Here is a 25,504-nt window from a genome sequence, read left to right on the forward strand (position 1 = left end):
CTGATGCGTCGTTGCGGTCCGATTCTTCCTCGTCCCCGGCCGGGGCGCGTGAGTGATCGGACACTGTTCCCGACATCACGACGGGCACGGCCGCCGTACGGCGGCCGTGCCCGTGGGGGTGGGTCCGCGGCGGCTACTCGGTGGCCGCCGTCGGCCTGCGGGAGGCCTGCGTCGCCTCACCGGTGTGCTTCAGGGGGCGCAGCCGGTAGGTGTACGAGTAGTCGCGGTCGGCGAAGAGCTTGTACTCGTCGTGGGTGTGGGCGCCCCAGCTGTTGTCGCCGCCGACTCCCATCTGGCGGTGGTTCAGTCGCAGGACGACCTCCTTGCGCGGGGTGAGCTGGAAGTCGTGGCGGGCGCCCACCGAGAGGTCCTCGGGGGTGAAGTGGGAGGCGTTGACCTCCAGGAGCGGTTCGCCGGAGACGAGCAGGCCGGCGCCGTCGCGGTCGGTGAGGGCGATCCAGCGGACGTCGGTCTTGTTGCCGTTCTCCTGCGGGCGCAGGTAGGGGGTCCACTGTCCGGAGACGGTGCCCGAGTACAGGCCGACGTCGGTGGCGTCGTTGCGGTCCCAGTGGTTCTCTTCGGGGCCGCGGCCGTAGTAGTGCAGTTGCTCCAGGCGGTCCGGGAGGAACAGCAGGGTGCCGACCTCGGGGATGTACGGCAGGGAGGCCGCCCCCGGGTGCAGGGTGTTGTCGACCTTGATCTCGCCGTTGCCGAACACGGTGTAGGTGGTGGTGTACGTCGATCGCGTCGTCGTCGGCAGGGTGCCGGCCACCTTGATCTCGACGGCCCGGTCGCGCAGCGCCCGCACGCTGACGCCGGTCACCTCGCGCCGAGCGCCGGCGTCGCGCCAGGTCTGGTTGCGGGTGTGCTGGCCGTTGCCCCGGTCGTTGTCGGTGGGGGCGCGCCAGAAGTTGGGGACCGGACCGGAGGTGATGAGCTTCTCGCCGCCGACCCGGTACTTCGTGATGACGCCGGCCTTCTTGTCGACGGTGACGGAGAAGTCCTCGCCGGTGACGGTGACCGCGCTCTCGCCGTCCCGGAAGCGGAGCGCCGGGACGCTGTCCAGCGGCACGGGCGTGACGGCGGGGCCGCCGGCGTCGACGGCGAGCTGCTGCCGGGCCACCTCGAAGCCGGCCTTCGCCCACTTCGTGTCCTGTCGGGTGGTGAAGGACAGGTTCAGGAAGTACTCGGCGCCCGGCGCCGGGTCGGCCGGCACGGTGAAGGGCACGGTGACGCCCTTGCTGGACAGCGGCGGGACGTCCAGCTGGTCGCGGCTCAGCTTCCCGTGCTGCACCGCCTTGCCGTCGCGGACGAGCTCCCAACTCCCCTCGAACTCACGGAGGTCGGTGAAGAGGTACTCGTTGGTGAGGGTGACCGGCGCTCCCGGAGTGAGCCGGCCGCCGGCCGCCGGCGCCACGCCGACCGCCTGGTAGATCCGCTTGACCTCGGCGGACTTGCCGGTGAGTCCGCGGTCGGCGGTGACGATGCCGTCGCCGGAGAAGGCCCCGTCGTTGGGGTTGTCGCCCCAGTCGCCGCCGTAGGCGTAGAACGTCTTGTCGCGGGACCGCTTCTCGGTGAGCCCGACGGTGGCGGCGTCGAACCAGAAGCGCACGCCGTCGTCGCCGGGGCCGCGGCTTTCGGAGGCCAGTTCGGCGGCGCTGAGCGGGCGGGCGTAGACACGGGCCCGTCGGACGGTGCCGCTGAACTCGCGGGTGGGGTTGTCGACGTCGGTGGCCAGGGAGAGCGAGGCGGTGTTGTTGTCCGGCCTGCGGGTGGTGCTCCGGGTGGCCCGGGCCATGCCGTCGACGTAGAGGGTGACGGTGCCCGCGGTCGCGTCGAAGACGCCCGCGACATGGTGTTCGCGGCCGGTCCAGTCGTCGGGGAGCGCCCAGCTCGCGGTGACCCACTGGCCGCCGCCGTGGATGAAGAACTCCAGGGTCCGGTTGGTCTGCTTCAGCGCGTACTGGGTGTCGCCCTTGGCGATGATCGGCTGGTGGTAGCCGGTGACGTGCGGGGTGATCCAGGCTTCCAGGGTGAGGGACCCGGTGAGGTCCAGGCCCGCGTCACGGGCGAAGACGGTGCCGCCGAAGACGCCCTTGTCCCGGCTGAAGGAGCCGCTGGGCGCGATGACCTCGCCCCGCAGCGCGGCGGGGCCCGACTCGGTGAGCAGCTTGCGGTGCGGGGCGGGCCAGCTGAGGGCCTGGTCGACGAAGTCCCAGATCCAGCCGCCCTGGAGCACGGGGTAGCGGCGGACGAGGTCCCAGTACTTCTTGAAGTTGCCGCTCGAGTTACCCATGGCGTGGGAGTACTCGATCATGACGTAGGGCCGGGTGTCCGAGGTGTCCTTGGCCCGTGCCTCGACGCGGGAGGGACTGTCGTACATCTCGGAGCGGATGTCGCTGATCCCGGGGCGGTCGTCGCCCTCGTACTGGATGACGCGGGTGGTGTCGTAGGAGCTGATCCAGTCGTGCATGGCGTTGAAGGTGGTGCCGCCGCCCGCCTCGTTGCCGAGCGACCAGATGACGACCGAGGCGTGGTTCTTGTCGCGGTGGACCATGTTCTGGGCGCGGGCCACGCAGGCGGTGGTCCACTCGGGGTGGTTGCCGGGGTACTCGCCGCGGATGCCGTGGGTCTCGAGGTTGGTCTCGTCCACGAGGTACAGGCCGTACTCGTCGGCGAGTTCGAGCCAGACGGGGTTGTTGGGGTAGTGCGAGGTGCGCACGGAGTTGATGTTCAGCCGCTTGATGATCTCGATGTCCTGGACCATGTCGGCGCGGGTGAGGGCCGAGCCGTGGACCGGGTGCATCTCGTGCCGGTTGGTGCCCCGCAGGGAGACCGGTTTGCCGTTGATGCGCATCAGCCCGTCCCGGAGCGCGAACTCCCGCAGGCCGACCCGGTGGGACAGGGTCTCGATCACCTTGCCCGCCGGGTCGCGCAGTTGGAGCACCGCGGTGTAGAGGTCGGGGTGTTCGGCGGACCACAGGCGCGGCGCGGGCACCGCCTTCGCGGCCTGGACGGTGCTCTCCTCGCCGGCGCCGAGGGTGACGCTCTGCTGCAACGGCCGGGGCCACACCGGGTGTCCGCCCGCGTCGTACAGCTGGGTCTCCACCGAGTACCGGCCGGCGCCCTGGCCGCCGTAGTCCCGCACGCTGGCGGTGACCGACAGTTCGGCGGCGCGGTAGTCGTCGCTGAGGGGGGTGTCCAGCCGGAAGTCCCGCAGGTGCACGGCGGGTGTGGAGTAGAGGTAGACCGAGCGGAAGATGCCGCTCAGCCGGATCATGTCCTGGTCCTCCAGCCAGTCGCCGTCGGAGTAGCGGTAGACCTCGACCGCGATCTGGTTGGACCCCGGCTTGAGGTGCTCGGTGATGTCGTACTCGGCGGGGTCGTAGGAGTCCTCGTGGTAGCCGACCAGCTCCCCGTTGATCCACACGTAGTGGGCGGACTTGACGCCTTCGAAGTGGAGGAAGGTCCGTCGTCCCGTCGTCCAGTCGCGGGGGACGTTGAAGGTGCGGCGGTACTGGCCGACGGGGTTGTAGAGCGTCGGCGCGGCCGGCGGCTGCGCCTCCTCGCCCAGGCCGTTGGGGCCCCACCACGGATAGGTGATGTTGATGTAGATCGGGCGGTCGTAGCCGTGCAGTTGCCAGGCGGAGGGGACGGGGATGGAGTCCCAGTCCCTGTCGTCGAGGTCGGTGCGGAAGAAGTCGGCGTCCCGGTCGTCGGGGCTGTCGGAGTAGGCGAACCTCCACTTGCCGTCGAGGCTGATCCGGTGCGGGGATCCGGTGCGGTCGGCGGCCAGTGCCTGGGGAACGGTGGCATACGGCATGAGCGTGGTGTGCGGGGGCTCGGCGCCGAGGCGGAAGACGTCGATGTGCCCGTTCCACTCGGGGGTCGCGGCGGCGCCGGGAGCGGCTTCCGCGGCCTTGGCGGCCCGTTGGCCGACGGCCGGCCCGGACAGGGCGAACGCGCCCAGAACGGCGGCGGACCCTTCGAGAAGACGACGGCGGCTGACGACAGCCCGCTGGGGGCGGTCCTGCCGGTCCATGGACGACACGTGCGGGTGCGACATGACCATGACCTTCCACGGGACGAACCGTGCGGCTGCACGGGACGAGGGTGCGTCAGATCTTGTCCGTTAGTGTTGAAAAAACGAACAGGGCCACGCCGTGTTGGCTGATTATCAACTTAGTTCGGCGCAACATCTCTTGACACCCGTCGCAGCAGGTCCGTTGTGCCCCTCCCGCCCCCGGTGCACGCTTCCTCAGTAGACGTCCCGCACATACCGTTTGTCGGACGCGAGCCGCTTGACGTACGCCGCCGCCTCGTCCTCGCCGAGGCCGCCGTGCACCACGGCGATGTCGTGCAGGGCCCGGTCGACGTCCTTGGCCATGCGGGAGGCGTCGCCGCAGACGTAGAAGTGGGCGCCGTCCCGCAGCCAGGACCACAGCTGCGAGCCGTGCTCGCGCATCCGGTCCTGCACATAGACCTTGGCGCGCTGATCACGGGAGAAGGCGGTGTCCAGACGGCTGAGGACGCCGTCGGCCCGCAGGGCGGTCAGCTCCTCCTCGTAGTAGAAGTCCGTCGCCCGGTGCTGCTCGCCGAAGAACAGCCAGTTGGGGGCGTGGTGACCGCGGGCCCGGCGCTCCTCGAGGAAGCCCACGAAGGGCGCGACACCGGTGCCCGGACCCACCATCACCATGGGCGTGGCCGGGTCGGCGGGCGGACGGAAGGACGGGGCGCGCTGCACGTGCACCGGTACCTGCGCGCCGGGCTCGGCGTCGGCGAGGAACGGCGAGCAGACACCCTGGCGGGGGCGGCCGGCCAGGTTCTCGTAGCGCACCACGGAGACCGTGAGGGAGACCAGGTGCGGGTCGGCCGCCGGGCTGGAGGAGATGGAGTACAGGCGTGGCTGGAGGCGTCCCAGCGTCCCCGCCCACTCCTGCGGCCCGGCCCGGACGCCGAACTCCGCGGCCACGTCGACGGCCTGCCGGCCCCAGGACCACTTCGCCAACTCCCCCTTGTTGTCCGGGCGCAGCAGCTTGCGCAGCTCGCGCGGGTCCCGGGTGCGCTCGGCGGTGAAGCGCAGCAGCGCGGGAGTGACGCGGGTGATGTCGAGATGGCGCAGCAGCGCTTCACCGAGGGAGACCTCGCCGGCCCCGCCCACCTCGACGGCGGCATCGGCGTCGAGGCCGGTCACGGCCAGCCACTCCGCCACGAGATCCGGGGAGTTGAGGGGGTGCACGCCGAGGGCGTCGCCCGCCTCGTAGCCGAGCGGGGTGTCGTTGTCGCGCGTGTCGAAGGTGAAGCGGCGCACCTCCTTGCCGGAGCCCGGCAGGCTGAGCAACCGGTTCCCGACGAGGCGGGCGGCGACGGGGGCGGGGCGCCTGGAGCGGGACGGGGCGGCCGCCGCGGGCGGGGTCTCGATGCCGGCGGGCGCGGCGGCGGCACGGATGTCCGACGGGCGCGGCGGTGCGGCCGCTGTCGTGGGCGCGGCCGGTGCGGGCCCCGGCTCCGCGCTCCCCTTCAGCGCGGTGAGCACATGGTCGAGCCAGGCCTGCGCCTCCATCTCGTAGTCGGGTTCGCAGTCGGTGCGGGGGGCCAGCCGTACGGCGCCCAGTTCGTCCAGCCGGTCGTCGAGGCGGCGGCCGTGACCGCAGAAGTCGTCGTAGGAGGAGTCGCCGAAGGCGAGGACGGCGTAGCGCCGCCCCTCCAGTCGTCCCGCGTCGGGCGCGGCGAGGCCGTCCCAGAACCCTGCCCCGTTGTCGGGGGCGTCGCCGTCGCCGAACGTGCTGGTGATCACCAGCAGGTCGGCGTCGCCGGGGAGCGCGGCGGGGTCGGCCTCGTCCATGGCGACGAGGGAGGCCGCGTGGCCGCCGTCGGTCAGCCGCCGGGCGGTGGCGGCGGCGAAGTCCTCGGCGTTGCCGGTCTGGGAGGCCCAAAGGATCACGACGCTGCGGCCGGCGGCCGGCCGGGGCTCCGGGCTGCTGCGGGAGTACAGCCCGGCGAGGGTGCCGTTGACCCACAGGGCGTGCTCGGGGCTGAAGGGGGCGTCCGGGGGCAGGACAGGGACGCCGGGGGCGCCGGCCGGGATGCCGGCGAGGAAGCCCACGAGGTACTGCCGTTCGCGCGCCGTGAGGACCGGGGGCGGGCTCGGCTCCAGGCCGAAGACCGCGGCGGCCGAGGGCTGCACGGCGGCCGGTACGGCGAGCGCGCCGCCCACGGCGGACGGCTGCGGTCCGGCCGGCGTCGGCCGGTTCGCCGAGGGCGTCACGCCGCTCGACGCGAGCGCACCCCCCGGCGTCTGCACGCTCACCGGCGTCGACACCTTCGTGAGCGCCACCGCGCACACCTTCAGCTCGGGCTGGAAGGACAGCGGGTCGACGGCGTCGCTGGTCACGGCGTTGACGCTGAGGTACTCGCCGAACAGGTCGTTCCAGTGGAACGGCGCGAAGCAGGAGCCGGGCAGCACCCGGTCGGTGACCACGGCCGGCAGCACGGCGCGCCCACGCCGCGAGGCGACCTCGACGGAATCGCCGTCGGCGACCGCGAGCCCGGCCGCGTCCTGCGGGTGCACCTCGACGAACGGGCCGGGGTCGAGCTTGTTGAGCTTGGCCACTTTGGCGGTCTTGGTCAGGGTGTGCCACTGGTGCTGGAGCCGGCCGGTGTTCAGCACGAACGGGTAGTCCTCGTCCGGCATCTCGGCCGGCGGGACGTGCGGACGGGCGTGGAAGACGGCACGGCCGCTGGGGGTGGCGAAGGTGAGGGAGCCGTCGGCGGCGACGTACCGGATCGGGTTGCGGTCGGGGCCGTCGGGGTCGGCGGCGGGCCACTGCACCGGGGCGGCGCGCAGCCGTTCGTAGGAGACTCCGCGCAGGTCGTAGCCGGTCTGCGGGTTGTGGAACCGCTTGATCTCCTCGAAGACCTCCTCCGCGCTGTCATGGCGGAAGCCGTCCTCGTACCCCATCGCCCTCGCGACGGCGGCTATGAGGCGCCAGTCGGCGCTCGCCTCGCCGGGCGGGTCGGCGGCGGGCCGGGCGAGGGTGAGGTTGCGCTCGCTGTTGATGAGGACGCCCTCGGTCTCGGTCCACAGCGCGCCCGGCAGGACCACGTCGGCGTAGGCGTTGGTCTCGGTGTCGGCGAAGACGTCCTGGGCGACGACGAACTCGGCGGCCTCCAGGCCCTCGATGACCGTCTTGCGGTGGGCGACGGAGGCGACCGGGTTGGTGCAGATGATCCAGCAGGCCTTGATCTCGCCGTCGGCCATCTTCCGGAACATCTCCACCGTGCCCTTGCCGACGCCGTCGGCGCGGATCGTGCCCGGCGGCAGCCCCCACCGTTCCTCGACGAAGGCGCGGTCGGCGTCGACGAGGACGGACCGCTGCCCGGGGAGGCCAGGGCCCATGTAGCCCATCTCCCGGCCGCCCATCGCGTTCGGCTGGCCGGTGAGGGAGAAGGGGCCGCTGCCCGGACGGCAGATCTTGCCGGTGGCGAGATGCAGGTTGATCAGGGCGTTGGTGTTCCAGGTGCCGTGCGTGGACTGGTTGAGTCCCATCGTCCAGCAGCTGGTCCACTCCCCCGCCTCGCCGATCAGCCGGGCCGCCTCGCGCAGGGCTTCCTCCGGGATGCCGGTGATCCGGGCGACGGCGGCGGGCGGGTAGTCAGCCAGGAATTCCGGCATCGCCTCCCAGCCCTCGGTGTGGGCGGCGACGAACTCCGGGTCGGTGTGGCCGTTCTCGTGCAGCAGATGGAGCAGGCCGTTGAGCAGGGCGAGGTCCGTGCCCGGGTTGACCTGGAGGAACAGATCCGCCTTCGCGGCGGTCGCGGTGCGGCGCGGGTCGACGACGATGAGCTTGGCGCCCGCCTTCACCCGCTCCATCAGTCTCAGGAAGAGGATCGGGTGGCAGTCGGCCATGTTGGAGCCGATGACGAGGAAGACGTCCGCCTTGTCCAGGTCCTCGTAGGACCCGGGCGGCCCGTCGGCGCCGAGCGAGAGCTTGTAGCCGGTGCCGGCGCTCGCCATGCACAGCCGGGAGTTCGACTCGATCTGGTTGCTGCGCAGATAACCCTTGACCAGCTTGTTCGCCAGATACTGCGCCTCGAGGCTCATCTGCCCGGAGACATAGAGGGCGACCGCGTCGGGGCCGTGCTCGTCGACGATCTCGCGCAGCCGCCGGGCCGTCTCGGCGACGGCCGCGTCCACGGGCGTGGCCTCCGGTTCCTCCCCGCGGTCGGCGCGGACGAGGGCGGTGGTGAGCCGGCCCGGCGCGGCGAGCATGTCGGCGGTGGTCGCGCCCTTGGTGCAGAGCCGGCCGTGATTGGCGGGGTGATCCTTGTCGCCGGACGCCTTCAGGACCGTACGGCGTCCGTCCGGTCCACGGCCGACGTCGAGGACCATGCCGCAGCCGACACCGCAGTACGAGCAGACCGTGCGCACCTTCGTCGCGCTGTCGGTCCGCGGGTCCGGCACGGCCACGGGCGCCCCCTTCTGTCTGTCGGTCGGCCTGGTGAGAGCCTCTGCGAGCCTTCGGCGACCGTACGAACCGCGCATTACGCAGGTGTCTCCCGGACCGGCGGCCAGGGGTTAAGCCCGACGCACAGCGGGGGGCGGGCGGGTGTGAGTACGCGCTCCCGTGCAGGGGGTGTGACCGGCCTCGCTCAGTCGAGCCGTGCGGTGAACGCGGCGTACGCCCGCTCGTCGAAGAGGACGAATCTGGCTTCCTCGACCGCCGTTCGTGTGGCTCGCACCGTGTCCACGGCGATCCGGGCGGCGTCGTCCATCGGCCAGCCGTAGATGCCGGCGGAGACGGCGGGGAACGCGACCGTGCGGGCGCCCAGTTCGTCGGCGACCCGCAGCGACTCCCGGTAGCAGGAGGCCAGCAGCTCCGAGCGGTCCTCGGTGGCGCTGTACACCGGGCCGACGGTGTGGATCACCCAGCGGGCGTCGAGCGCGCCGGCGGTGGTGGCGACGGCGCGGCCGGTCGGGAGACCCTTGCCGTAATGAGAGGCGCGCAGGTCTCTGCACGCTTCGAGGATGGCGGGGCCGCCGCGCCGGTGGATGGCGCCGTCCACTCCTCCGCCGCCGAGCAGCGAGGAATTGGCCGCGTTGACCACCGCGTCCACGGACTGCCGGGTGATGTCGCCCTGCACGAAGGTGATGACGGTCATGGCTGTCAGGCTCCCTTTTCCTCAGCGGGCGCCGTCGGAGGCGGCGGCGCGGGACCGGCCGGGCCGGCGGATCACGGCTCCTGCCGCAGCCTGCGCCAGACCGCCTTCGCGGCGTTGTGCCCGGACATGCCGTGGACGCCCGGTCCCGGCGGGGTGGCCGAGGAGCAGATGAAGACGGCCGGGTGCGGGGTGGAGTACGGGGACAGGGACAGTCTGGGGCGCAGCAGGAGCTGCAGTCCCGAGGCCGCGCCCGAACCGATGTCGCCGCCGACGTAGTTGGCGTTGCGGGCGGCGAGCTCGGCGGGGCCCGCGACGGCCCGGGCCAGGACGCGGTCGCGGAAGTCGGGTGCGAAACGCTCCAGTTGACGTTCCATCACCTCGGTGAGGTCGCCGGTCCAGCCGTTGGGCACATGGGCGTACGCCCAGAAGACCTGCTTGCCGGCCGGAGCGCGGGTGGGGTCGACGACGCCGGGCTGCACGGTGATCATGAAGGGGCGGGTGGGCGGACGGCCCTCCCGGGAGGCGGCGCGCAGGGCGGCGCCGATCTCCGCGCTGTCCGCGCCGATCTGGACCGTGGTGGCGACCCTGGCCTCCGGGGCGGTCCAGGGGACCGGACCGTCCAGCGCGTAGTCGATCTTGAAGACGCCGGCGCCGTACTTGTAGCGCTCGTAGAAGCGGCCGAGGCCGGCGATGCGGGCGAGCGCGGTGGGCGAGGTGTCGAAGACGTAGGCGCGGGCCGGCGGCAGATCGTCGAGGCGCTTGACCTCGTAGTCGGTGTGGATGGCGCCGCCCAGGTCGGTGAGGTAGCCGGCGAGGGCGTCGGAGAGGGCCTGGGAGCCGCCGCGGGCCACCGGCCAGCCGCGGGCGTGCGCGGCGAGGGCGAAGACCAGACCGACCGCGCTGGTGGCGAAGCCGCCGAGCGGGGCCATGATGTGGGCGACCAGGCCGGCGAAGAGCGTCTTGGCGGGCTCGTCGCTGAAGCGCCGGGTGAGCCAGGTGGAAGGGGGCAGGCCGGCCAGTCCGAAGCGGGCCAGGGTGACCGGATCGCGGGGCAGGGCGGTCAGCGGCAGGGACATGAAGTCCCGGACGAGGGTGTCCCAGCGGGGCAGGAACGGTTCGACCAGCCTGCGGTACGCGCCCGCGTCGCGCGGCCCGAACGAGGCGGCGGTCTCGGCGACCGAGCGGGAGAGCACGGCGGCGCTGCCGTCGGGGAAGGGGTGCGCCATGGCCAGCTCGGAGTGCAGCCACTGCAGGCCGTAGCGCTCCAGGGGCAGGGCGCGGAAGGCGGGCGAGTTGATGGCGAGGGGGTGCGCGGCGGAGCAGGGGTCGTGGCGGAATCCGGGGAGGGTGAGCTCCTCGGTGCGGGCGCCGCCGCCCACCGTGTCCCTGGCTTCGAAGAGGGCCACGGAGAAGCCGCGCCTCGCCAGCTCCACGGCGGCGGTCAGACCGTTCGGTCCCGCCCCCACCACGACCACGTCAAGCATCGGCACTTCGGACCCCTTCGTCAGCCGGTGGCCTCCGGGTTCAGGATATGCCGGGGGTCTGACACCGCCGACGGGACGGTGTCCTCGGGCGGCCCGCACCGGCGGCGGCCGACCTCTGTTACGCGCGAAGGCCGCCGGGCGACTCAGCGACGCCCGCGGTGAGCAGTTCCCGCACGTGTCGCGCGGTCGCCGCGTCGCGGGCCGCCGTGAACGGCAGGCTGTTGCCGCCGGTGATGCGGAACGGCTCGCCGCTGAGTGTGAGATGGGCGCCGCCGGCCTCCTCGACGAGCAGCAGTCCCGCCGCGTGGTCCCAGGCCGCCTCCCAGGAGAAGGCGGTGGCGTCCAGCTCGCCCCGGGCGATCGCGAGGTACTCCAGGCCGGCCGATCCGCAGGGGCGCGGGGCGACGCCGTCCGTCCACAGCCCGAGCAGGGAGTGCTTCTGCTCGTCGGTGGTGTAGTCGGGGTGGGAGGTGGCCACCTCCAGGTCACGGCCGGCGGTGGGCGGTCCGGCGAAGAGCCGCTCCCCGTCGAGGAAGGCCCCGCCGCCGCGTACGGCGGTGGCGAGCCGGTCGAGGGCGGGTGCGTATGTCCAGGAGGCGAGCACGACGCCGTGGCGGGCGAGGGCGACCAGGGTGCAGAAGCCGTCGTCGCCGTGGACGAACTGCCGTGTGCCGTCGACCGGGTCGACGATCCAGACGAAGGCGTCGTCGCGTATCGCCTCGTACGTCGCCGGGTTGGCGTGGACCGCCTCCTCGCCGACGACGACCGATCCGGGCAGCAGATCGCCGAGGGCGCCGGTGAGGTACAGCTCGGCGTTGCGGTCGGCGTCGGTGACGAGGTCGTGCGGGCCGTTCTTCTGGTCGATCTCGTGCGCGGCGAGCTGCCGGAAGCGGGGCATGATCTCGGCCGCGGCGGCCTTGCGGACGGCTTCCTCCACGTCGGCCGAACGGCGGGCGAGAAACTCGTCGATGGTTTCCATGTCTTCGATCATGCCTCCATGAGAGCACGCCCCACTGACAATCCCCGCCGGGGCGGTGCACACCGGGTGGAATCCGGATGAAGAAGGGGTTCGCGCCGGTCGAGGGTGCCTTCAACGCCCCACGGCGTACCCCTGCGTGCCGCGCGGGTTCGCCGCCGCCGACAGGATCCCGGTCCGCGGGTCGCGGGCGACCGCGCAGAGGCGGCCCTCGGACCATGCCGCGCCGACGGTCACGTCGTGGCCCCGCCGGCGCAGCTCCTCGACGACCTCTGCGGGCATGCGGGACTCGACGGTGAGGCTGCCGGGGCGCATGCCGCGCGGGTAGAAGGAGCCGGGGAAGGAGTCGTTGTGCCAGTTCGGGGCGTCGATCGCGCCCTGGAGGTCGAGGCCGCCGCGCACGCGCGCGCGAAGGACGACGGCGAGGAAGAAGTGCAGCTGCCACTGGTCCTGCTGGTCGCCGCCGGGCGTGCCGAAGGCCAGCGCCGGGACGCCGTCGCGCAGGGCGATGGAGGGGGTGAGGGTGGTGCGGGGACGGCGGCCGGGTGTGAGGGTGTTCGGCAGGCCTTCGGTCAGCCATGCCATCTGCAGCCGGGTGCCCAGCGGGAAGCCCAGTTCGGGCACGACCGGGTTGGACTGGAGCCAGCCGCCGCTGGGGGTGGCCGCGACCATGTTGCCCCAGCGGTCGACGACGTCGAGGTGGCAGGTGTCGCCGCGGGTCAGCCCCTGCGCGCCGACCTCCGGCTCACCCGGCACGGGTGAGGTCGGCGCCTTGGCGACGGTCGGCTCGCCGACGCCCATCGGGTTGAAGCCGGGCTCGTCGGACAGGACCACGCGCGCGTGCTCGCTCAGCCGGGGGGAGCGCCCGCCGGGTGCGCCGGGCCGCAGCTCGTACGACGCCTTGTCGGCGACGAGGGCGCGCCGCTCGGCGTTGTAGGAGTCCGAGAGCAGCTCGGCCAGCGGGACGTCGGCCGCGTCGCCGTACCAGGCCTCGCGGTCGGCCATGGCGAGCTTGCAGCCCTCGACGAGCAGGTGGACGTAGTCGGCGGAGCCGTAGGGGGGCAGTTCGGGCGGGAGCAGGGCGAGTTGCTGGAGGAGGGCCGGCCCCTGGCTCCAGGGGCCGGCCTTGCACACGGTCCAGCCGTTCCACTCGTACGTCGCCGGCGCCTCGTACGTCGCGGACCAGGCGGCGAGGTCGTCGGCGGTGAGCGTGCCGGTGTGGTGGGCGCCGCTGGTGTCCAGGGTGGGGCGGCGGGCCTGGCGGACCAGCGCGTCGGCGACGAATCCGGTGCGCCACACCTGCCGCGCGGCCTCGATCCGGGTCTCGCGGTCGCCGGCGCCCTCGGTCTCGGCGAGCAGCCGCCGCCAGGTGGCCGCCAGGGCGGGGTTGCGGAACAGCCGGCCGGGGCGGGGCGCTCGTCCGCCGGGGAGGTACACCTCGGCGGACGAGGTCCATTCCGTCTCGAACAGCTCGCGTACGGTCTCGACGGTCGCGCCGACGTTCTCCACGGGCGGGTGCCCGTCCTCGGCGTACCCGACGGCGTACTTCAGCACGTCGGCGAGGGACTTGGTGCCGTGGTCGCGCAGCAGGAGCATCCAGGCGTCGAACGCGCCGGGGACGGCGGCGGCGAGCGGTCCGGTGCCGGGGACGAGGTCCAGGCCGAGCCCCTTGTAGTGCGCGGCCGTCGCCCCGGCGGGCGCGACGCCCTGCCCGCACAGAACCCGCACCTCGCCGCCGGCCGGCGTCAGCAGAATCGGCGCCTCACCGGCGGGCCCGTTGAGATGCGGCTCGACGACATGCAGCACGAACGCCCCGGCCACGGCGGCGTCGTAGGCGTTGCCCCCGTCCTCCAGCACGGCCATGGCCGCCTGCGAGGCCAGCCAGTGCGTGGACGAGACCATTCCGAAGGTGCCCTGGAGGGTGGGCCGGGTGGTGAACAAGGGGGCTCCTCACGACAGGGACCGATCACGCGATCGTACGGACGGGGTGGGTCCGGAGGGGGGCCGGTGTGAGGCTTGTGTCACTGTGGCGGTGCGGAGCGGGTTCGCTCTTTCGTCGGGCGGGGAGTCATGTGACACTGGCGTACCCGTCCGCATCGCGGGCCGCGTCCGCCTCGTCCTGACGAAAGAGCGCCGTGCGTTCTCTGCCCCTGCCGCTCGCGCTCACCGCGCGCATCTCCCCCGTGGCCGTACTCGCCTGCGCGGGCTGGGCGTTGACCTCCGGTCCGCTCACCTCGGCGCAGAGCACCGACGCCGCCACGACGCAGAAGTCCCCCTCGCGGTCGCAGAGCGCGCCGTCCTCCACCGCGGTGTCGAAGACGTACGCCTCCGCGCCCGCGCCCTGTGCGGGCGTGGCCGCGAAGACCGTCGCCGCGCTGGTGCCGGGGGCGAAGGCGGAGGGCAAGGAGATCCCCTCCACCGACACCACGCTGCGTCGCACCTGCTCCTGGAACGCCCTGAAGGGATACGACTACCGCTGGCTCGACGTCTCGTTCGAGCTGATGGACTCGGACGAGGCGGCGCAGGACTCGTACAAGGAGCGCGTCGGGGACAAGAGCGGCGGCGGGGCGGTGCCGGGGCTCGGCGACGAGGGGTATTCGGTGGTCAACCTGGTCACCGAGGACAAGCAGCAGACCCGTGAGGGCACGGTGTTCGCGCGGGTGGCCAACGCGTTGGTGGTCGTGACGTACAACGGCAGCGACTTCGAGACCAAGAAGGCGCCCGGCACGGACGAGATCAACAAGGGTGCGATCAAGGCGGCGAAGGAAGCGGTGGCCGCGTTGCGGACCGGCCCGAAGGGCTGAACTCCTCGGGCCGGCCCGCTCGTTCGCTGTCCGCGCCGGTCAGACGGTGGCTTCCTCGCGGCTTCCGCGCAGCAGCATCAGGGCGACGTACAGCACCATCGAGGTGCCCAGGCCCACCGCCCAGCCGTAGTCGGCGAGGGGCTCCAGCGCGGGGACGGGCCGACCGTCGATCAGCGGTTTGAAGCTGGCGCCGCCGACGGCGAGGACACCGCCGACGACGAAGGCGACGACCGCCCGCCAGTTCCAGCCGCCGTCGTACCAGTACCGTCCGCCCGTGCGGTACAGGTCGCTCAGGTCGAGTCGGCCGCGGCGCAGGATCCAGTAGTCGGCGATGAGGATGCCGGCGACCGTGCCGAGCAGTCCGCCGACCAGGCCGAGCCAGGTGAAGATGTAGCCCTGCGGGTCGGAGTACAGCTTCCACGGGAAGATCAGCACGCCGAGGACGCAGGTCGCGAGGGCGCCGGTCCGGAAACTGATCTTCCGGGGCGCGATGTTGGAGAAGTCGAACGCCGGTGAGACGAGGTTCGCGGCGATGTTGACCGACAGGGTCGCCACCAGCACCGTGACCAGCGCGAAGAGCAGGCCGACGGCGTTGTCCGTCTTGGCGGCGAGCTGGACCGGATCCCAGATCGTCTCGCCGTAGACCGCTTGCGAGCCGGAGGTGACCATCACCGACAGCAGCGCGAACAACGTCATGGTGGTGGGCAGGCCGAGCGCCTGTCCCCAGGTCTGCGCCTTCTGGGACTTGCCGTAGCGGGTGAAGTCGGGGATGTTCAGCGACAGCGTGGACCAGAAGCCGATCATGCCCATCAGCGACGGCCAGAACAGCTTCCAGAAGTCGCCGCCCCAGCCGAGCTTGGAGGGCTGGTCGAGCAGCGGGCCGAAGCCGCCGGCCTTGTCGCTCATCCAGATCAGCATCACGAGCGCGCCGACGAGGACGAAGGGCGCGGCCCAGTTCTCGAAGCGGCGGATCGTCTCCATGCCCCGGTAGATGATCGCGACCTGGATCGCCCAGAAGATCGCGAACGACAGCCACATCGTCCAGGCGTAGCCGCCGACCTTCCCGGCGTCCGTCCAGCCGTTCCCGATGAGTTTGCCGGCGAGGAAGTAGATCGCCTCGCCGCCGATCCAGGTCTGGATGCCGAACCAGCCGCACGCCACCAACGCCCGTACGACGGCGGGGAGGTTGGCGCCGCGGATGCCGAAGGATGCGCGGGCGAAGACCGGGAAGGGGATGCCGTACTTGGGACCCGCGTGCCCGGTGAGCAGCATCGGGACCAGCACGATCACATTGGCCAGCGCGATGGTGAACACCGCCTGCTTCCAGTCCATGCCGACGGCGATCAGACCGGAGGCGAGCGTCCACGACGCCGTGTTGTGGGCCATGCCCACCCAGAGCGCGGAGAAGTTGTACGTGGTCCAGGTGCGCTTGTCGACGGGGACCGGCAGCAGGTCCTCGTTGGCATAGGGGCCGCTGGGCTGCGGCGAACCAGGAGCGATCTCCACCCGGCCGTCGGCGAGGGTGACTTGGGCGGTCGGCGGTATGGCCGTGGGAGCGGTGTCGGTCATGGGCAGGCCAATCAAACGAGAGGTGGATCCGGAAAGGCCGTGCGGGTCTTTCGGCCCCCTCCCCGCGTTCTGCTGCGGGGAGGGGAGAACTGGAGTGGGGGTTGGGGAGTCGACTACCGGACCCGGGGGGTGGGTCAGGCGTTGATCGCGGGGATGACCGTGTCGCCGTACGCGTCGATGACCTTCTCCTGCGCGTCGTGCATGTCGTAGAGGGCGAACTGGTCCACGCCCAGCTCGCGCAGTGCCCGGAGTTTCTCGATGTGCCGCTCGGCGGTGCCGATCAGGCAGAAGCGGTCGACGATCTCGTCGGGGACGAACTCGGTGTCGGGGTTGCCGCTGCGGCCGTGGTGGGAGTAGTCGTACCCCTGGCGGGACTTGATGTAGTCGGTGAGCTCCTCGGGCACCTGGGCGGAGTGCTCGCCGTACTTGGACACCAGGTCGGCGACGTGGTTGCCGACCATGCCGCCGAACCAGCGGCACTGGTCGCGGGCGTGGGCGAGGGCCTCGGGCGAGTCGTCGTCGGTGACGTAGGCCGGGGCGGCGACGCAGATCTTCACCTCGGACGGGTCGCGACCGGCGGCGACGGCGGCGTCCTTGACGGCTTTCACCATGTACTCGGTGAGGTAGAGATCGGCGAGCTGGAGGATGAAGCCGTCGGCCTCCTCGCCGGTCATCTTCAGCGCCTTGGGGCCGTAGGCGGCCATCCAGACGGGGAGTTCGGCGCCTTCCCGGATCCAGGGGAACCTGACGACGGTCCCTCCGAGGTCGGCCTCCCGGCCCGAGCCGAGGTCCCTGATGACCTTCATCGCGGCGCTGATCCGGGCGAGGGTGTTGGGGGTGCGCCCGGCGACGCGCATCGCGGAGTCGCCTCGGCCGATGCCGCACACCGTGCGGTTGCCGAACATGTCGTTGAGGGTGGCGAAGGTGGAGGCGGTGACCTCCCAGGTGCGCGTGCCCGGGTTGGTGACCATCGGGCCGACCGTCAGCCTGCTGGTGTTGGCGAGGATCTGGCTGTAGATCACGAACGGCTCCTGCCAGAGCACGGCGGAGTCGAAGGTCCAGCCGTGGGTGAAGCCGTTGTTCTCGGCCCGCCGCATCAGGTCGATGACCTTCGAGGCCGGCGGATCCGTCTGCAGGACGAGTCCGAAGTCCATGGCGCCGCTCCCTAGTTGAGGTACTGACAGGTGGAGCGCGGGGTGTAGACGCCGTGACCGGCGCGTCCGGTGTACTCCCGCTCGGTGATGACGGGTTCGCCCCGCGACAGGACCGTCTCGACACGGCCGGTGATCCGCCTGCCCTCGTACGCCGAGTAGTCGACGTTCATGTGGTGGGTCTCGGCGGAGACGATCTGCTCGGCGTGCGGGTCGTAGACGACGATGTCGGCGTCCGCGCCCGGGGCGATGGTGCCCTTCTTCGGGTACATGCCGAACATCCGGGCCGGGGTGGCGCAGGCGATCTCGATCCAGCGGCGGCGGGAGATGCGCCCGTCGACCACGGCCTGGTGGAGCAGGTCCATCCGGTTCTCCACGCCCGGCAGGCCGTTGGGGATCTTCGAGAAGTCGCCTCGGCCCAGCTCCTTCTGGCCCACGAAGCAGAAGGGGCAGTGGTCGGTGGAGACCACCTGGAGGTCGTTGGTGCGCAGGCCCCGCCAGAGCGCGGCCTGGTGCTCCTTCGGCCTGAGCGGGGTCGAGCACACGTACTTGGCGCCTTCGAAGTCGGGCTCGGCGAGGTTGTCGGTCGACAGGAACAGGTACTGCGGGCAGGTCTCGCCGAAGACGTTCAGTCCCTCGTCGCGCGCCCTGGCCAGCTCGGCGACCGCCTCCTGCGCCGAGACGTGCACGACGTACAGGGGCGCGCCCGCGACCTGGGCGAGCCTGATGGCGCGGTGGGTGGCCTCGGCCTCCAGCAGGGCCTTGCGGACCTCGCCGTGGTAGCGGGGGTCGGTCTCGCCGCGGGCGAGCGCCTGCTCCACCAGGACGTCGATCGCGATGCCGTTCTCGGCGTGCATCATGATCAGGCCGCCGTTGTCGGCGGAGCGCTGCATGGCGCGCAGGATCTGCCCGTCGTCGCTGTAGAAGACGCCGGGGTACGCCATGAACTGCTTGAAGGAGGTGACGCCTTCCTCCACCAGCAGGTCCATCTCCTTGAGCGTCTCCTCGTTCACATCGGAGACGATCATGTGGAAGCCGTAGTCGATGGCGCAGTTGCCCTCGGCCTTGGCGTGCCAGCCGTCCAGGCCCTCGCGCAGGGTGTGGCCGACGCTCTGCACGGCGAAGTCGACGATGGTGGTGGTGCCGCCCCAGGCGGCGGCCCGGGTGCCGGTCTCGAAGGTGTCGGAGGCGAAGGTGCCGCCGAACGGCAGCTCCATGTGGGTGTGGACGTCGACCCCGCCGGGGACGACGTACTTCCCGGTGGCGTCGATGCTCTGCTCGGCGGTCCAGGCCTCGGCGGCCGGGGTGCCGGAGGCGGCGAGGGCGGCGACCCGGCCGTCCTCGATCAGGACGTCGGCGTGGATCTCGTCCGCCGCGGTGATGACGAGGCCGCCGCGGATGACTTTCCGGCTGCTCATGTTGCGTCTCCGTCAGGGGTAGTCGGGCGTCTGCGGATCGTGCGTGACCGGTGGCGCCCCGCGCCGTCGGCCGGGGCGCGGGGCGCCGCGGTTCACGGAGCCGTCAGCGGCTCGTACGCGTCCGGGCGGCGGTCGCGGTAGAACTGCCAGCGGTCGCGCACCTCGCGCAGCTTGGCCATGTCCAGGTCGCGCACGACGAGTTCGGGCTCCTTGTCGCTCGCCACCTCGCCCACGAACTGGGCCTCGGGGTCGACGAAGTAGGAGGTGCCGTAGAAGTCGTTGTCGCCGAGCTCCTCCACGCCGACCCGGTTGATCGCACCGACGAAGTACTCGTTGGCGACGGCCGCCGCGGGCTGCTCCAGCTGCCAGAGGTAGGCGGACAGGCCGCGTGAGGTCGCCGACGGGTTGAAGACGATCTCGGCGCCCGCCAGGCCCAGGGCGCGCCACCCCTCCGGGAAGTGGCGGTCGTAGCAGATGTAGACGCCGATCCTGCCGACGGCGGTGTCGAAGACAGGCCAGCCGGCGTTGCCGGGCTTGAAGTAGAACTTCTCCCAGAAGCCCTTGACCTGCGGGATGTGGTGCTTGCGGTACTTGCCGAGGTAGGTGCCGTCCGCGTCGATCACCGCCGCCGTGTTGTAGAGGACGCCGGGCTGCTCCTCCTCGTACATCGGCAGCACCAGGACGATGCCGTGCTCGCGGGCGAGCGCCTGGAAGCGCCGCACGATCGGGCCGTCGGGGATCCGCTCGGCGTACTCGTAGAACGCGGGGTCCTGGACCTGGCAGAAGTACGGTCCGTAGAACAGTTCCTGGAAGCACAGGACCTTCGCACCCTGGGCGGCCGCGTCGCGCACCGCCTGCTCGTGCACCTGGATCATCGATTCCTTGTCGCCGGTCCACGCGGTCTGGAAGACGGCGGCACGGATCACTCGGCTCATCGGGACCTCCGGTCGCTCGGTGTGCTGGGGCGGACGTCGGCTTCGACGCCTGCCCCAGGAGCGTAGGAAGCGCGCATCCGGGCTTTGAGTTGCACCGTGTCACGTCTGCGGGTGTGCGGCGTGCCACCGTGTCACGTGTTCCTCGGTCCATGTTTCACAACCGTTTTCCCAGTTCGTCAGGGGTTTCCAGCGTGTTGCGCGTCATGCGCGAGGAGCGCGATGTGCACGGACGCCGCCTGCTCGAAGTCGTCGAGGTCCACACCGAGCCGGCTCTCTATCGCCTCCAGCCGGCGGTACAGCGCGGGCCGGGAGACATGGTGGAGCTGGGCGGTGCGGGACTTGTTGCGGCCGGTGGCCAGGTAGGTGCGCAGCACGGCGAGCAGCTCCTCGCCGGCCGCGCACAGCAGCCCGTCCAGCTCGCGTTCGGCGAAGGACTGCACGTGCGGGTCGTCGCGCAACAGGCGTATCAGACCGCGCAGGTGGACGTCCCTCAGCCGGACGACGGCGGGGAGGTCGAGGGCGGCCGAGGAGCCGGCGACGGCGTCCGCGACATGCTGGGCCTCGCGCAGTCCTGCGGGCACGTCGTCCCAGGCGATCCGCGGGGCGGCCGCGGCGACGACGGTGTGGGCCTCCCCCGTCTCGGTGCGCAGCCGGGCGGCGAAGTGGGCGGCGAGCGCCTCGGCGTCCTGGTCGCGGGCGAGGCTGAGCAGGACGGCGGTGGTCTCATCGGTGAGCTCGGCGACCAGGCCGGACAGGCCGAGCAGGCGCAGCAGCCTTTCGAGCCGGGAGGCGCCCGCGTCGCGGACGACGAGCGGGACGAAGGTGCGCCGGTTGACCGGCAGACCGGCCGCGCGGGCGCGGGGCAGCAGTTGGCGGGCGGGTACGACGCCGGAGACCAGGTCGGTGAGGAGGCCATGCGCGGACTGCTCCTCCCAGGTGTGGGCAGTGGCGCCGCCGAGCATGCGGTGCAGGACGAGGGCCTCGGCGGCCCGGTCGGCGAGCATCCGTCCGCCGGCGGTGTCGCCGCGGTAGCCGCACAGCATGATCTGTCCCCAGCGCTCGCCGCGTCCGCCGAGTTCGGCGCGGATCCAGCCGTCGCCCTCGGCGCCTCCCCCAGTGCCTGAACGGCCTGGGTGGGGCCCCCACGCCTGGCGGGCGATGCGCTCCCAGTCGCGCAGCACGTCGTCGACCGCGGAGCGCTCTCCGGCGGTGGCCAGGACGCGGTGGGCGAGGTTGGTGACGACGACGGGGCAGCCGGTGTGGTGGGCGATCTCGTCGAGGAGGCTTTGCAGCGGGGCACCGGCGGTGATGAGCCCGGTGAGGGCGGTGCGCACCGCCTCCGACAGGCTCACGGCGGCGAACTTGCGCCGTACGAGGCGGGATTGGACCTCTTCGGTGAGTTCGGCGAAGGGGAAGGGCCGGTGCAGGACGATCATCGGCAGCCCGCACCGCTCGGCGGCGCGGCGCATCGCGTCCGGGGTGGCCGGGAAGGCCCGCCCGAGGCCGAGGACGACAGCGGCGGCCTCGGCGCGGTGCAGGGAGCGGACGTACTCGGCCTGGGCGCCCTCGTCGCCGGCGAGCAGCACACCGGTGGTGAGCACCATCTCGCCGCCGCTGAGCATCACGCCGACGTCGGCCGCCTCGGCGACGTGCACCCAGCGCACGGGGCGGTCGAGCTGGGCGGAGCCGGCCACCACCTCGGGTTCGCCGGCCGACACCCTCTCCAGCGACAGCACTTGCCGGACCGTCAGGGCCGGTCGCAGTGGCTCGGGGGACTTCGGCGGCTCGAAAGGCTCCATGGGCCCCCAGTACTGGGAGACGGTGGTCATGACGGTGTTCCCTTGCTCGTCCGCTCACTCACGTCGCCGTCACCGGGTGCTCCGGAGCGCGCCGTCGAGGATCGCGGCGCCCTCCTCGGCCTCGGCGACGGTCAGGGACAGCGGCGGCGCGACGCGCAGGGCGCTGGTGTCGTGTCCGCCGCCCTTGCCGATGAGCAGGCCGCCCGCGCGGGCCGCCGCCAGCACGGCCGCCGCCCGGTCCGGGTCGGCCCGGTCGGTGCCCGGCCTGGTCAGCTCGACGCCGATCATCAGCCCGCGCCCGCGCACCTCCCGAACACCGGGGTCCTGGGCGGTGACGGCCCGCAGCCGTTCGACGAGCAGCCCGCCGACCCGCCGGGCGTTGCCCTGGAGGTCGTGTTCCAGCAGGTAGGCCAGGTTGGCGAGGCCTGCCGCCATGGTGACCTGGGTGCCGCCGAAGGTGGAGATGCTGTTGGCGTCCAGACAGTTCATGATCTCGGCGCGGGCGACGACGCCGCCGATCGACATGCCGTTGCCGATGCCCTTGGCGAAGGTCACGATGTCCGGCGGGCCGTTGCTGCCGTGCGCCTGCCAGCCCCAGAAGTGCTCGCCGGTGCGGCCCCAGCCCGTCTGCACCTCGTCGGCGATCCACAGGATCCCGTGGGCGTCCAGCACTTCGCGGAACGCCGCGTAGAGCCCGTCCGGCGGGCTGGTGAAGCCGCCGACTCCCTGGATCGGCTCGGCGATCAGCGCGGCGGGCGCGCGGGTGTGCCCGAGCAGATCCCGCAGGTCCTCGACGCAGGCCGCGATGAAGTCGGCGTCGCTCAGGTCGGCGTACGGACCGCGGGTGCGCACGCCGCCGTGGACGTACAGCGTCTGCAGCGGGGAGAGGGAGGTCGGGGACCAGCCGCGGTTGCCGGTGATGCCGACCGCGCTGAAGGAGCGGCCGTGGTAGCTGTTGCGCATCGCCAGGACGGTGTTGCTGCGCCGGTACGTCGTCGCCAGCAGCAGGGCGGTGTCGTTGGCCTCGGTGCCGGAGGTGGTGAAGAAGACGCGGGCGTCCGGGATGCCGCTCAACTGGGCTACGCGCTCGGCCAGTTCGATCATGGGGCGGTTGAGGTAGAGCGTGGAGGAGTGGATGATGCGTCCCGCCTGCTCGCTCACCGCCTTGGTCACCTCGGGCAGGGCGTGCGCGGTCATCGTCGTGAGGATTCCGCCGAAGAAGTCGAGGTACCGCCTCCCGTCGGCGTCCCAGACGTGACGGCCCTCGCCGTGCGTGATCTCCAGGGGGTCGTCGTAGTACAGGGCGAGCCAGTCCGGCATGACCCTGCGGTGGCGGTCGTACAGTTCGCCGTTCATGGCCGCACCAGCCCTTCGTAGGCGTCGGGACGGCGGTCGCGGTAGAAGGCCCACGTCTGCCGCACCTGCTCGACGAGGTCGAAGTCGAGGTCGCGGACGAGGAGTTCCTCGTCCTGGTCGCTGCCGACCTCGCCGACGAACTGGCCGCGCGGGTCGACGAAGTAGGACGTCCCGTAGAAGTCGTTGTCTCCGTACTCCTCGACGCCGACCCGGTTGATCGCGGCGACGAAGTACTCGTTGGCGACGGCCGCGGCGGGCTGTTCCAGCTGCCAGAGGTGGGAGGACAGGCCGCGGTGGGTGGCCGACGGATTGTAGACCAGCTGGGCGCCGTTCAGGCCGAGCTGCCGCCAGCCCTCCGGGAAGTGGCGGTCGTAGCAGATGTAGACGCCGACCTTGCCGACGGCGGTGTCGAAGACGGGCCAGCCGACGTTGCCCGGTTTGAAGTAGTACTTCTCCCAGAAGCCCTTGACCTGCGGAATGTGGTGCTTGCGGTACTTGCCGAGGTAGGAGCCGTCCGCGTCGATCACGGCCGCGGTGTTGTAGTAGAAACCGGACTGCTCGATCTCGAAGACCGGGACGACGATCACCATGCCCGTCTCGCGGGCCAGCTCCCGCATCCGGCGCACGGTCGGACCGTCGGGGACCGGCTCGGCCCAGCGGTAGTGCTCCGGTTCCTGGACCTGGCAGAAGTAGGGGGCGTTGAAGACCTCCTGAAAGCCGATGATCTTCGCGCCCTGCCGGGCCGCCTCGCGGGCGTGCCCCTCGTGTTTCGCCACCATGGACTCGGTGTCGCCGGTCCAGGTGGCCTGGACCAGAGCGGCACGTACGACGTTGGCCATGAGCTGCTCCTTCGACGGGAACGTCAGAGCCTCTACACCCGTAGACGATGGCGGTAGAGGGACGAACGTAAGCCTCCGGGAGAGGCTTGCCAAGACCATCGCCGTCAACCCGCGGTGTCGATCGCGTTTCACCCCTGCGGGCGAGCGGCGGGGCGTACGGCGTACAGGGCGACGGGCGGGTGGTGCCGGGGGCGCGGGGGCGGGTCGGGGCGTGGGGGCGGGTCGGGGCGTGGGGGCGGGCAGGGCTTGGGGGCGGGCGGGGCGTGGGGCCGGGCTCGGTCCGGTGGCGCCACCTCGGCCCGGTTTCGCTGGGGACAGCCCTCAGGTTCGCTGGGGACATCCCTCAGGCTCACGGGGTGAAGCCGGCCGCCCGGAGGGCGTTCAGGAGGTCGCGGCGGCGGTCCTTCGAGACGGCCCGGGCGGCCTCCATCAGCAGCGGGACGAGGAGGTTCGGCTCCGGTTCCGCGCCACGGGCGATGTCCTCGGGGGTGCGGACCCGGACGAACGCGTCGAGCAGGGTCTGGGCCTCGCGGCGGCGCGACTGCGCCATCAGCACGCTGACCGCCTTGCCGATCTCCTCGGCCGGCCGTACGACGCCCTGCCGCAGGACCTGTTCCCCGTCCGCCGCGCGCCCCGCCCCGGTCAGGGCGTCCGCCACGGCCAGCAGCCGGTCGGCGGGCAGCGAGGCCGCCTCCCACAGCAGGGTCGCCCAGTCGGCGTCCAGCCCGGCGCGCTGGAAGCCTGTCGCGAGCAGCGGGATGCGGGCTGCGGGGCCGTACGCCAGCTCCACGAGCAGCGCGTGCGCCTCACCGCTGCGGCCCTCGCCGCGCAGACGCACGAGCCGCTCCACGACCTCGGCGCCGTCGGGATTCGCGTTCTGCGCCCCCGCGTCGGCAGGCGCTTCCGTCGCGGGCCCCGCGTCGCCTGTGACGGGCCTTGCCGACGGCTCGGTCCGAAGGGGCCGGAGGGGCTCCTGCCCCGGGTGCGCTCGGGCTGCGGCACCGGCGAAGCGGGCGCCGCGCGGGGTGCGGGGCGAGGCGGGCTCGGTCCCGGTGCCGGTCTTGGGTACGAGCGTGGGCGTCACCGGCTCGACTGCGGGCGGCACGACGAGGGGAGCGGTGTCCTCCCCCTCGGCCATCCCGGCGAACCGAGCACTCCCGCGCCGGCGTTTGCGCTGCCTGGGGTGGGTGGCGGAGGCCTCGTCGGGGGTGGGCGCGCTGCCGGCGGGAGCGGGCGCGGCGCCGGAGTCGTGAGGGGCAGAGGGGGCGGCGGAGTCGTGAGGGGCAGAGGGGGCGGCGGAGTGGAGGGGGGCGTCGGCGTGGACGGGGGCGGCGGAGGCTGGGCCGGGGGTGTTCCCGGCCCCGGTTCTGCGGGCCGTCGGCGTCGGATCGGCCTGGACCGTCTCGGCGGGGCCGGGCCAGGCGCCGTAGCCCGCTTCGGGCGCTCTCCCGCTCGCGCGCGGGCGGATCAGGCGGGACGGTCCCTGGCCCTGTGCGGCAGCCGTGCGGCGGTCCAGTTCGGCCAGGCGGTGGCCGAGTTCGGCGCAGCGGGCGGTGGCTCGTTCGTGGTCGTCCTGCGCCCAGGCCAGGTCGAGACGGAGGCCGTCGGCCTCCTCCGGGGTGGCCGCGGAGGCGAGCCTGCGGCTGAGTTCGGCCTGCCGCTCGGCGGTGTGGCGCTGCTCGCGGAGCATGGCGTCGAGCCGGTCGCCGAGGGAGTCCCGGCCGCCGGGGCGGGCGTCGTGGGCGGCGACGGCGGCGGCGTGCAGGGGCCGCGCCCGTTCCGCGTCCTGGACGGCCACTTCGGTGCCGTACCTCGCCGCGAGATCCTGGAGCAGGGCCTCGACGACATCCCAGGGCGGCACATCGACGCCGGCGAGGCAGGCCCGCATACCGCGCGGGTCACGATGCCAGAAGACGGCGCACCAGCCGGAGCCCTGGTCGAGGCGCGTCAGCAGACCGTCCAGGTAGTGCGCGAACTCCCGTATCTGCGACGGGAGTTGATCCCAAGCCAT

The 25,504-nt window shown here is 72.2% G+C and carries 15 protein-coding genes; 1 reads left to right on the top strand and 14 read right to left on the bottom strand.

Features of this window, described 5'->3' with window-relative positions:
- Positions 1 to 133: 133 nt before the first annotated feature.
- The 6 genes from ACIRS4_RS05770 to ACIRS4_RS05795 form a co-directional block, all read right to left on the bottom strand.
- Positions 134 to 4,066: a glycoside hydrolase family 2 TIM barrel-domain containing protein gene (locus ACIRS4_RS05770; protein ID WP_404190491.1), complete on the bottom strand. Its 3,933-nt coding sequence runs from the start codon at positions 4,064 to 4,066 to the stop codon at positions 134 to 136.
- Positions 4,067 to 4,258: 192 nt separating this feature from the next.
- On the bottom strand, positions 4,259 to 8,392 hold the full coding sequence (locus tag ACIRS4_RS05775) for a molybdopterin-dependent oxidoreductase (protein ID WP_404191060.1): 4,134 nt from the start codon (positions 8,390 to 8,392) through the stop codon (positions 4,259 to 4,261).
- Positions 8,393 to 8,652: 260 nt separating this feature from the next.
- Positions 8,653 to 9,162, bottom strand: a complete 510-nt coding sequence (locus tag ACIRS4_RS05780) for an O-acetyl-ADP-ribose deacetylase (RefSeq protein ID WP_404190493.1) — start codon at positions 9,160 to 9,162, stop codon at positions 8,653 to 8,655.
- A gap of 71 nt (positions 9,163 to 9,233) precedes the next feature.
- Positions 9,234 to 10,646 (bottom strand): phytoene desaturase family protein, encoded by a 1,413-nt coding sequence (locus ACIRS4_RS05785; protein WP_404191062.1) that lies wholly within the window; start codon positions 10,644 to 10,646, stop codon positions 9,234 to 9,236.
- Between the two features lie 118 nt (positions 10,647 to 10,764).
- Positions 10,765 to 11,637 (bottom strand): inositol monophosphatase family protein, encoded by an 873-nt coding sequence (locus ACIRS4_RS05790; RefSeq protein WP_404190496.1) that lies wholly within the window; start codon positions 11,635 to 11,637, stop codon positions 10,765 to 10,767.
- Between the two features lie 99 nt (positions 11,638 to 11,736).
- Positions 11,737 to 13,563, bottom strand: coding sequence for a gamma-glutamyltransferase family protein (locus ACIRS4_RS05795; RefSeq protein WP_404190499.1), 1,827 nt, complete (start codon positions 13,561 to 13,563; stop codon positions 11,737 to 11,739).
- A 194-nt stretch (positions 13,564 to 13,757) separates the two neighbouring features.
- Here ACIRS4_RS05795 and ACIRS4_RS05800 point away from each other — a divergent pair, with 194 nt between their 5' ends.
- A complete protein-coding gene (locus ACIRS4_RS05800; protein ID WP_404190502.1) occupies positions 13,758 to 14,426 on the top strand; it encodes a hypothetical protein in 669 nt (222 codons plus the stop codon).
- Positions 14,427 to 14,465: 39 nt separating this feature from the next.
- On the opposite strand, the gene ACIRS4_RS05805 is transcribed toward ACIRS4_RS05800, so the two are convergent.
- The 8 genes from ACIRS4_RS05805 to ACIRS4_RS05840 all read right to left on the bottom strand — a co-directional run bounded on the left by ACIRS4_RS05805 (position 14,466) and on the right by ACIRS4_RS05840 (position 25,504).
- Positions 14,466 to 15,995 carry an NCS1 family nucleobase:cation symporter-1 gene (locus ACIRS4_RS05805; RefSeq protein ID WP_404190504.1) on the bottom strand — a complete coding sequence of 510 codons (1,530 nt, stop codon included), beginning with the start codon at positions 15,993 to 15,995 and terminating at the stop codon, positions 14,466 to 14,468.
- Between the two features lie 134 nt (positions 15,996 to 16,129).
- On the bottom strand, positions 16,130 to 17,149 hold the full coding sequence (locus ACIRS4_RS05810) for a TIGR03842 family LLM class F420-dependent oxidoreductase (protein WP_404190506.1): 1,020 nt from the start codon (positions 17,147 to 17,149) through the stop codon (positions 16,130 to 16,132).
- Between the two features lie 11 nt (positions 17,150 to 17,160).
- Entirely contained in the window at positions 17,161 to 18,564 is a 1,404-nt protein-coding gene (gene hydA / locus ACIRS4_RS05815) for a dihydropyrimidinase (RefSeq protein WP_404190508.1), read from the bottom strand.
- 92 nt (positions 18,565 to 18,656) lie between these two features.
- Positions 18,657 to 19,499, bottom strand: coding sequence for a nitrilase-related carbon-nitrogen hydrolase (locus tag ACIRS4_RS05820; RefSeq protein ID WP_404190511.1), 843 nt, complete (start codon positions 19,497 to 19,499; stop codon positions 18,657 to 18,659).
- A gap of 176 nt (positions 19,500 to 19,675) precedes the next feature.
- Positions 19,676 to 21,328, bottom strand: a complete 1,653-nt coding sequence (locus ACIRS4_RS05825) for a PucR family transcriptional regulator (protein ID WP_404190513.1) — start codon at positions 21,326 to 21,328, stop codon at positions 19,676 to 19,678.
- Between the two features lie 39 nt (positions 21,329 to 21,367).
- Positions 21,368 to 22,654 carry an aspartate aminotransferase family protein gene (locus ACIRS4_RS05830; protein WP_404190516.1) on the bottom strand — a complete coding sequence of 429 codons (1,287 nt, stop codon included), beginning with the start codon at positions 22,652 to 22,654 and terminating at the stop codon, positions 21,368 to 21,370.
- Positions 22,651 to 23,493 carry a nitrilase-related carbon-nitrogen hydrolase gene (locus tag ACIRS4_RS05835; protein WP_404190519.1) on the bottom strand — a complete coding sequence of 281 codons (843 nt, stop codon included), beginning with the start codon at positions 23,491 to 23,493 and terminating at the stop codon, positions 22,651 to 22,653. The genes ACIRS4_RS05830 and ACIRS4_RS05835 overlap by 4 nt, the downstream gene beginning before the upstream one ends.
- 349 nt (positions 23,494 to 23,842) lie before the next feature.
- A complete protein-coding gene (locus ACIRS4_RS05840) occupies positions 23,843 to 25,504 on the bottom strand; it encodes a hypothetical protein (RefSeq protein ID WP_404190522.1) in 1,662 nt (553 codons plus the stop codon).

It is taken from the genome of Streptomyces sp. NPDC101166, from assembly GCF_044768125.1.
GTDB lineage: Bacteria > Actinomycetota > Actinomycetes > Streptomycetales > Streptomycetaceae > Streptomyces.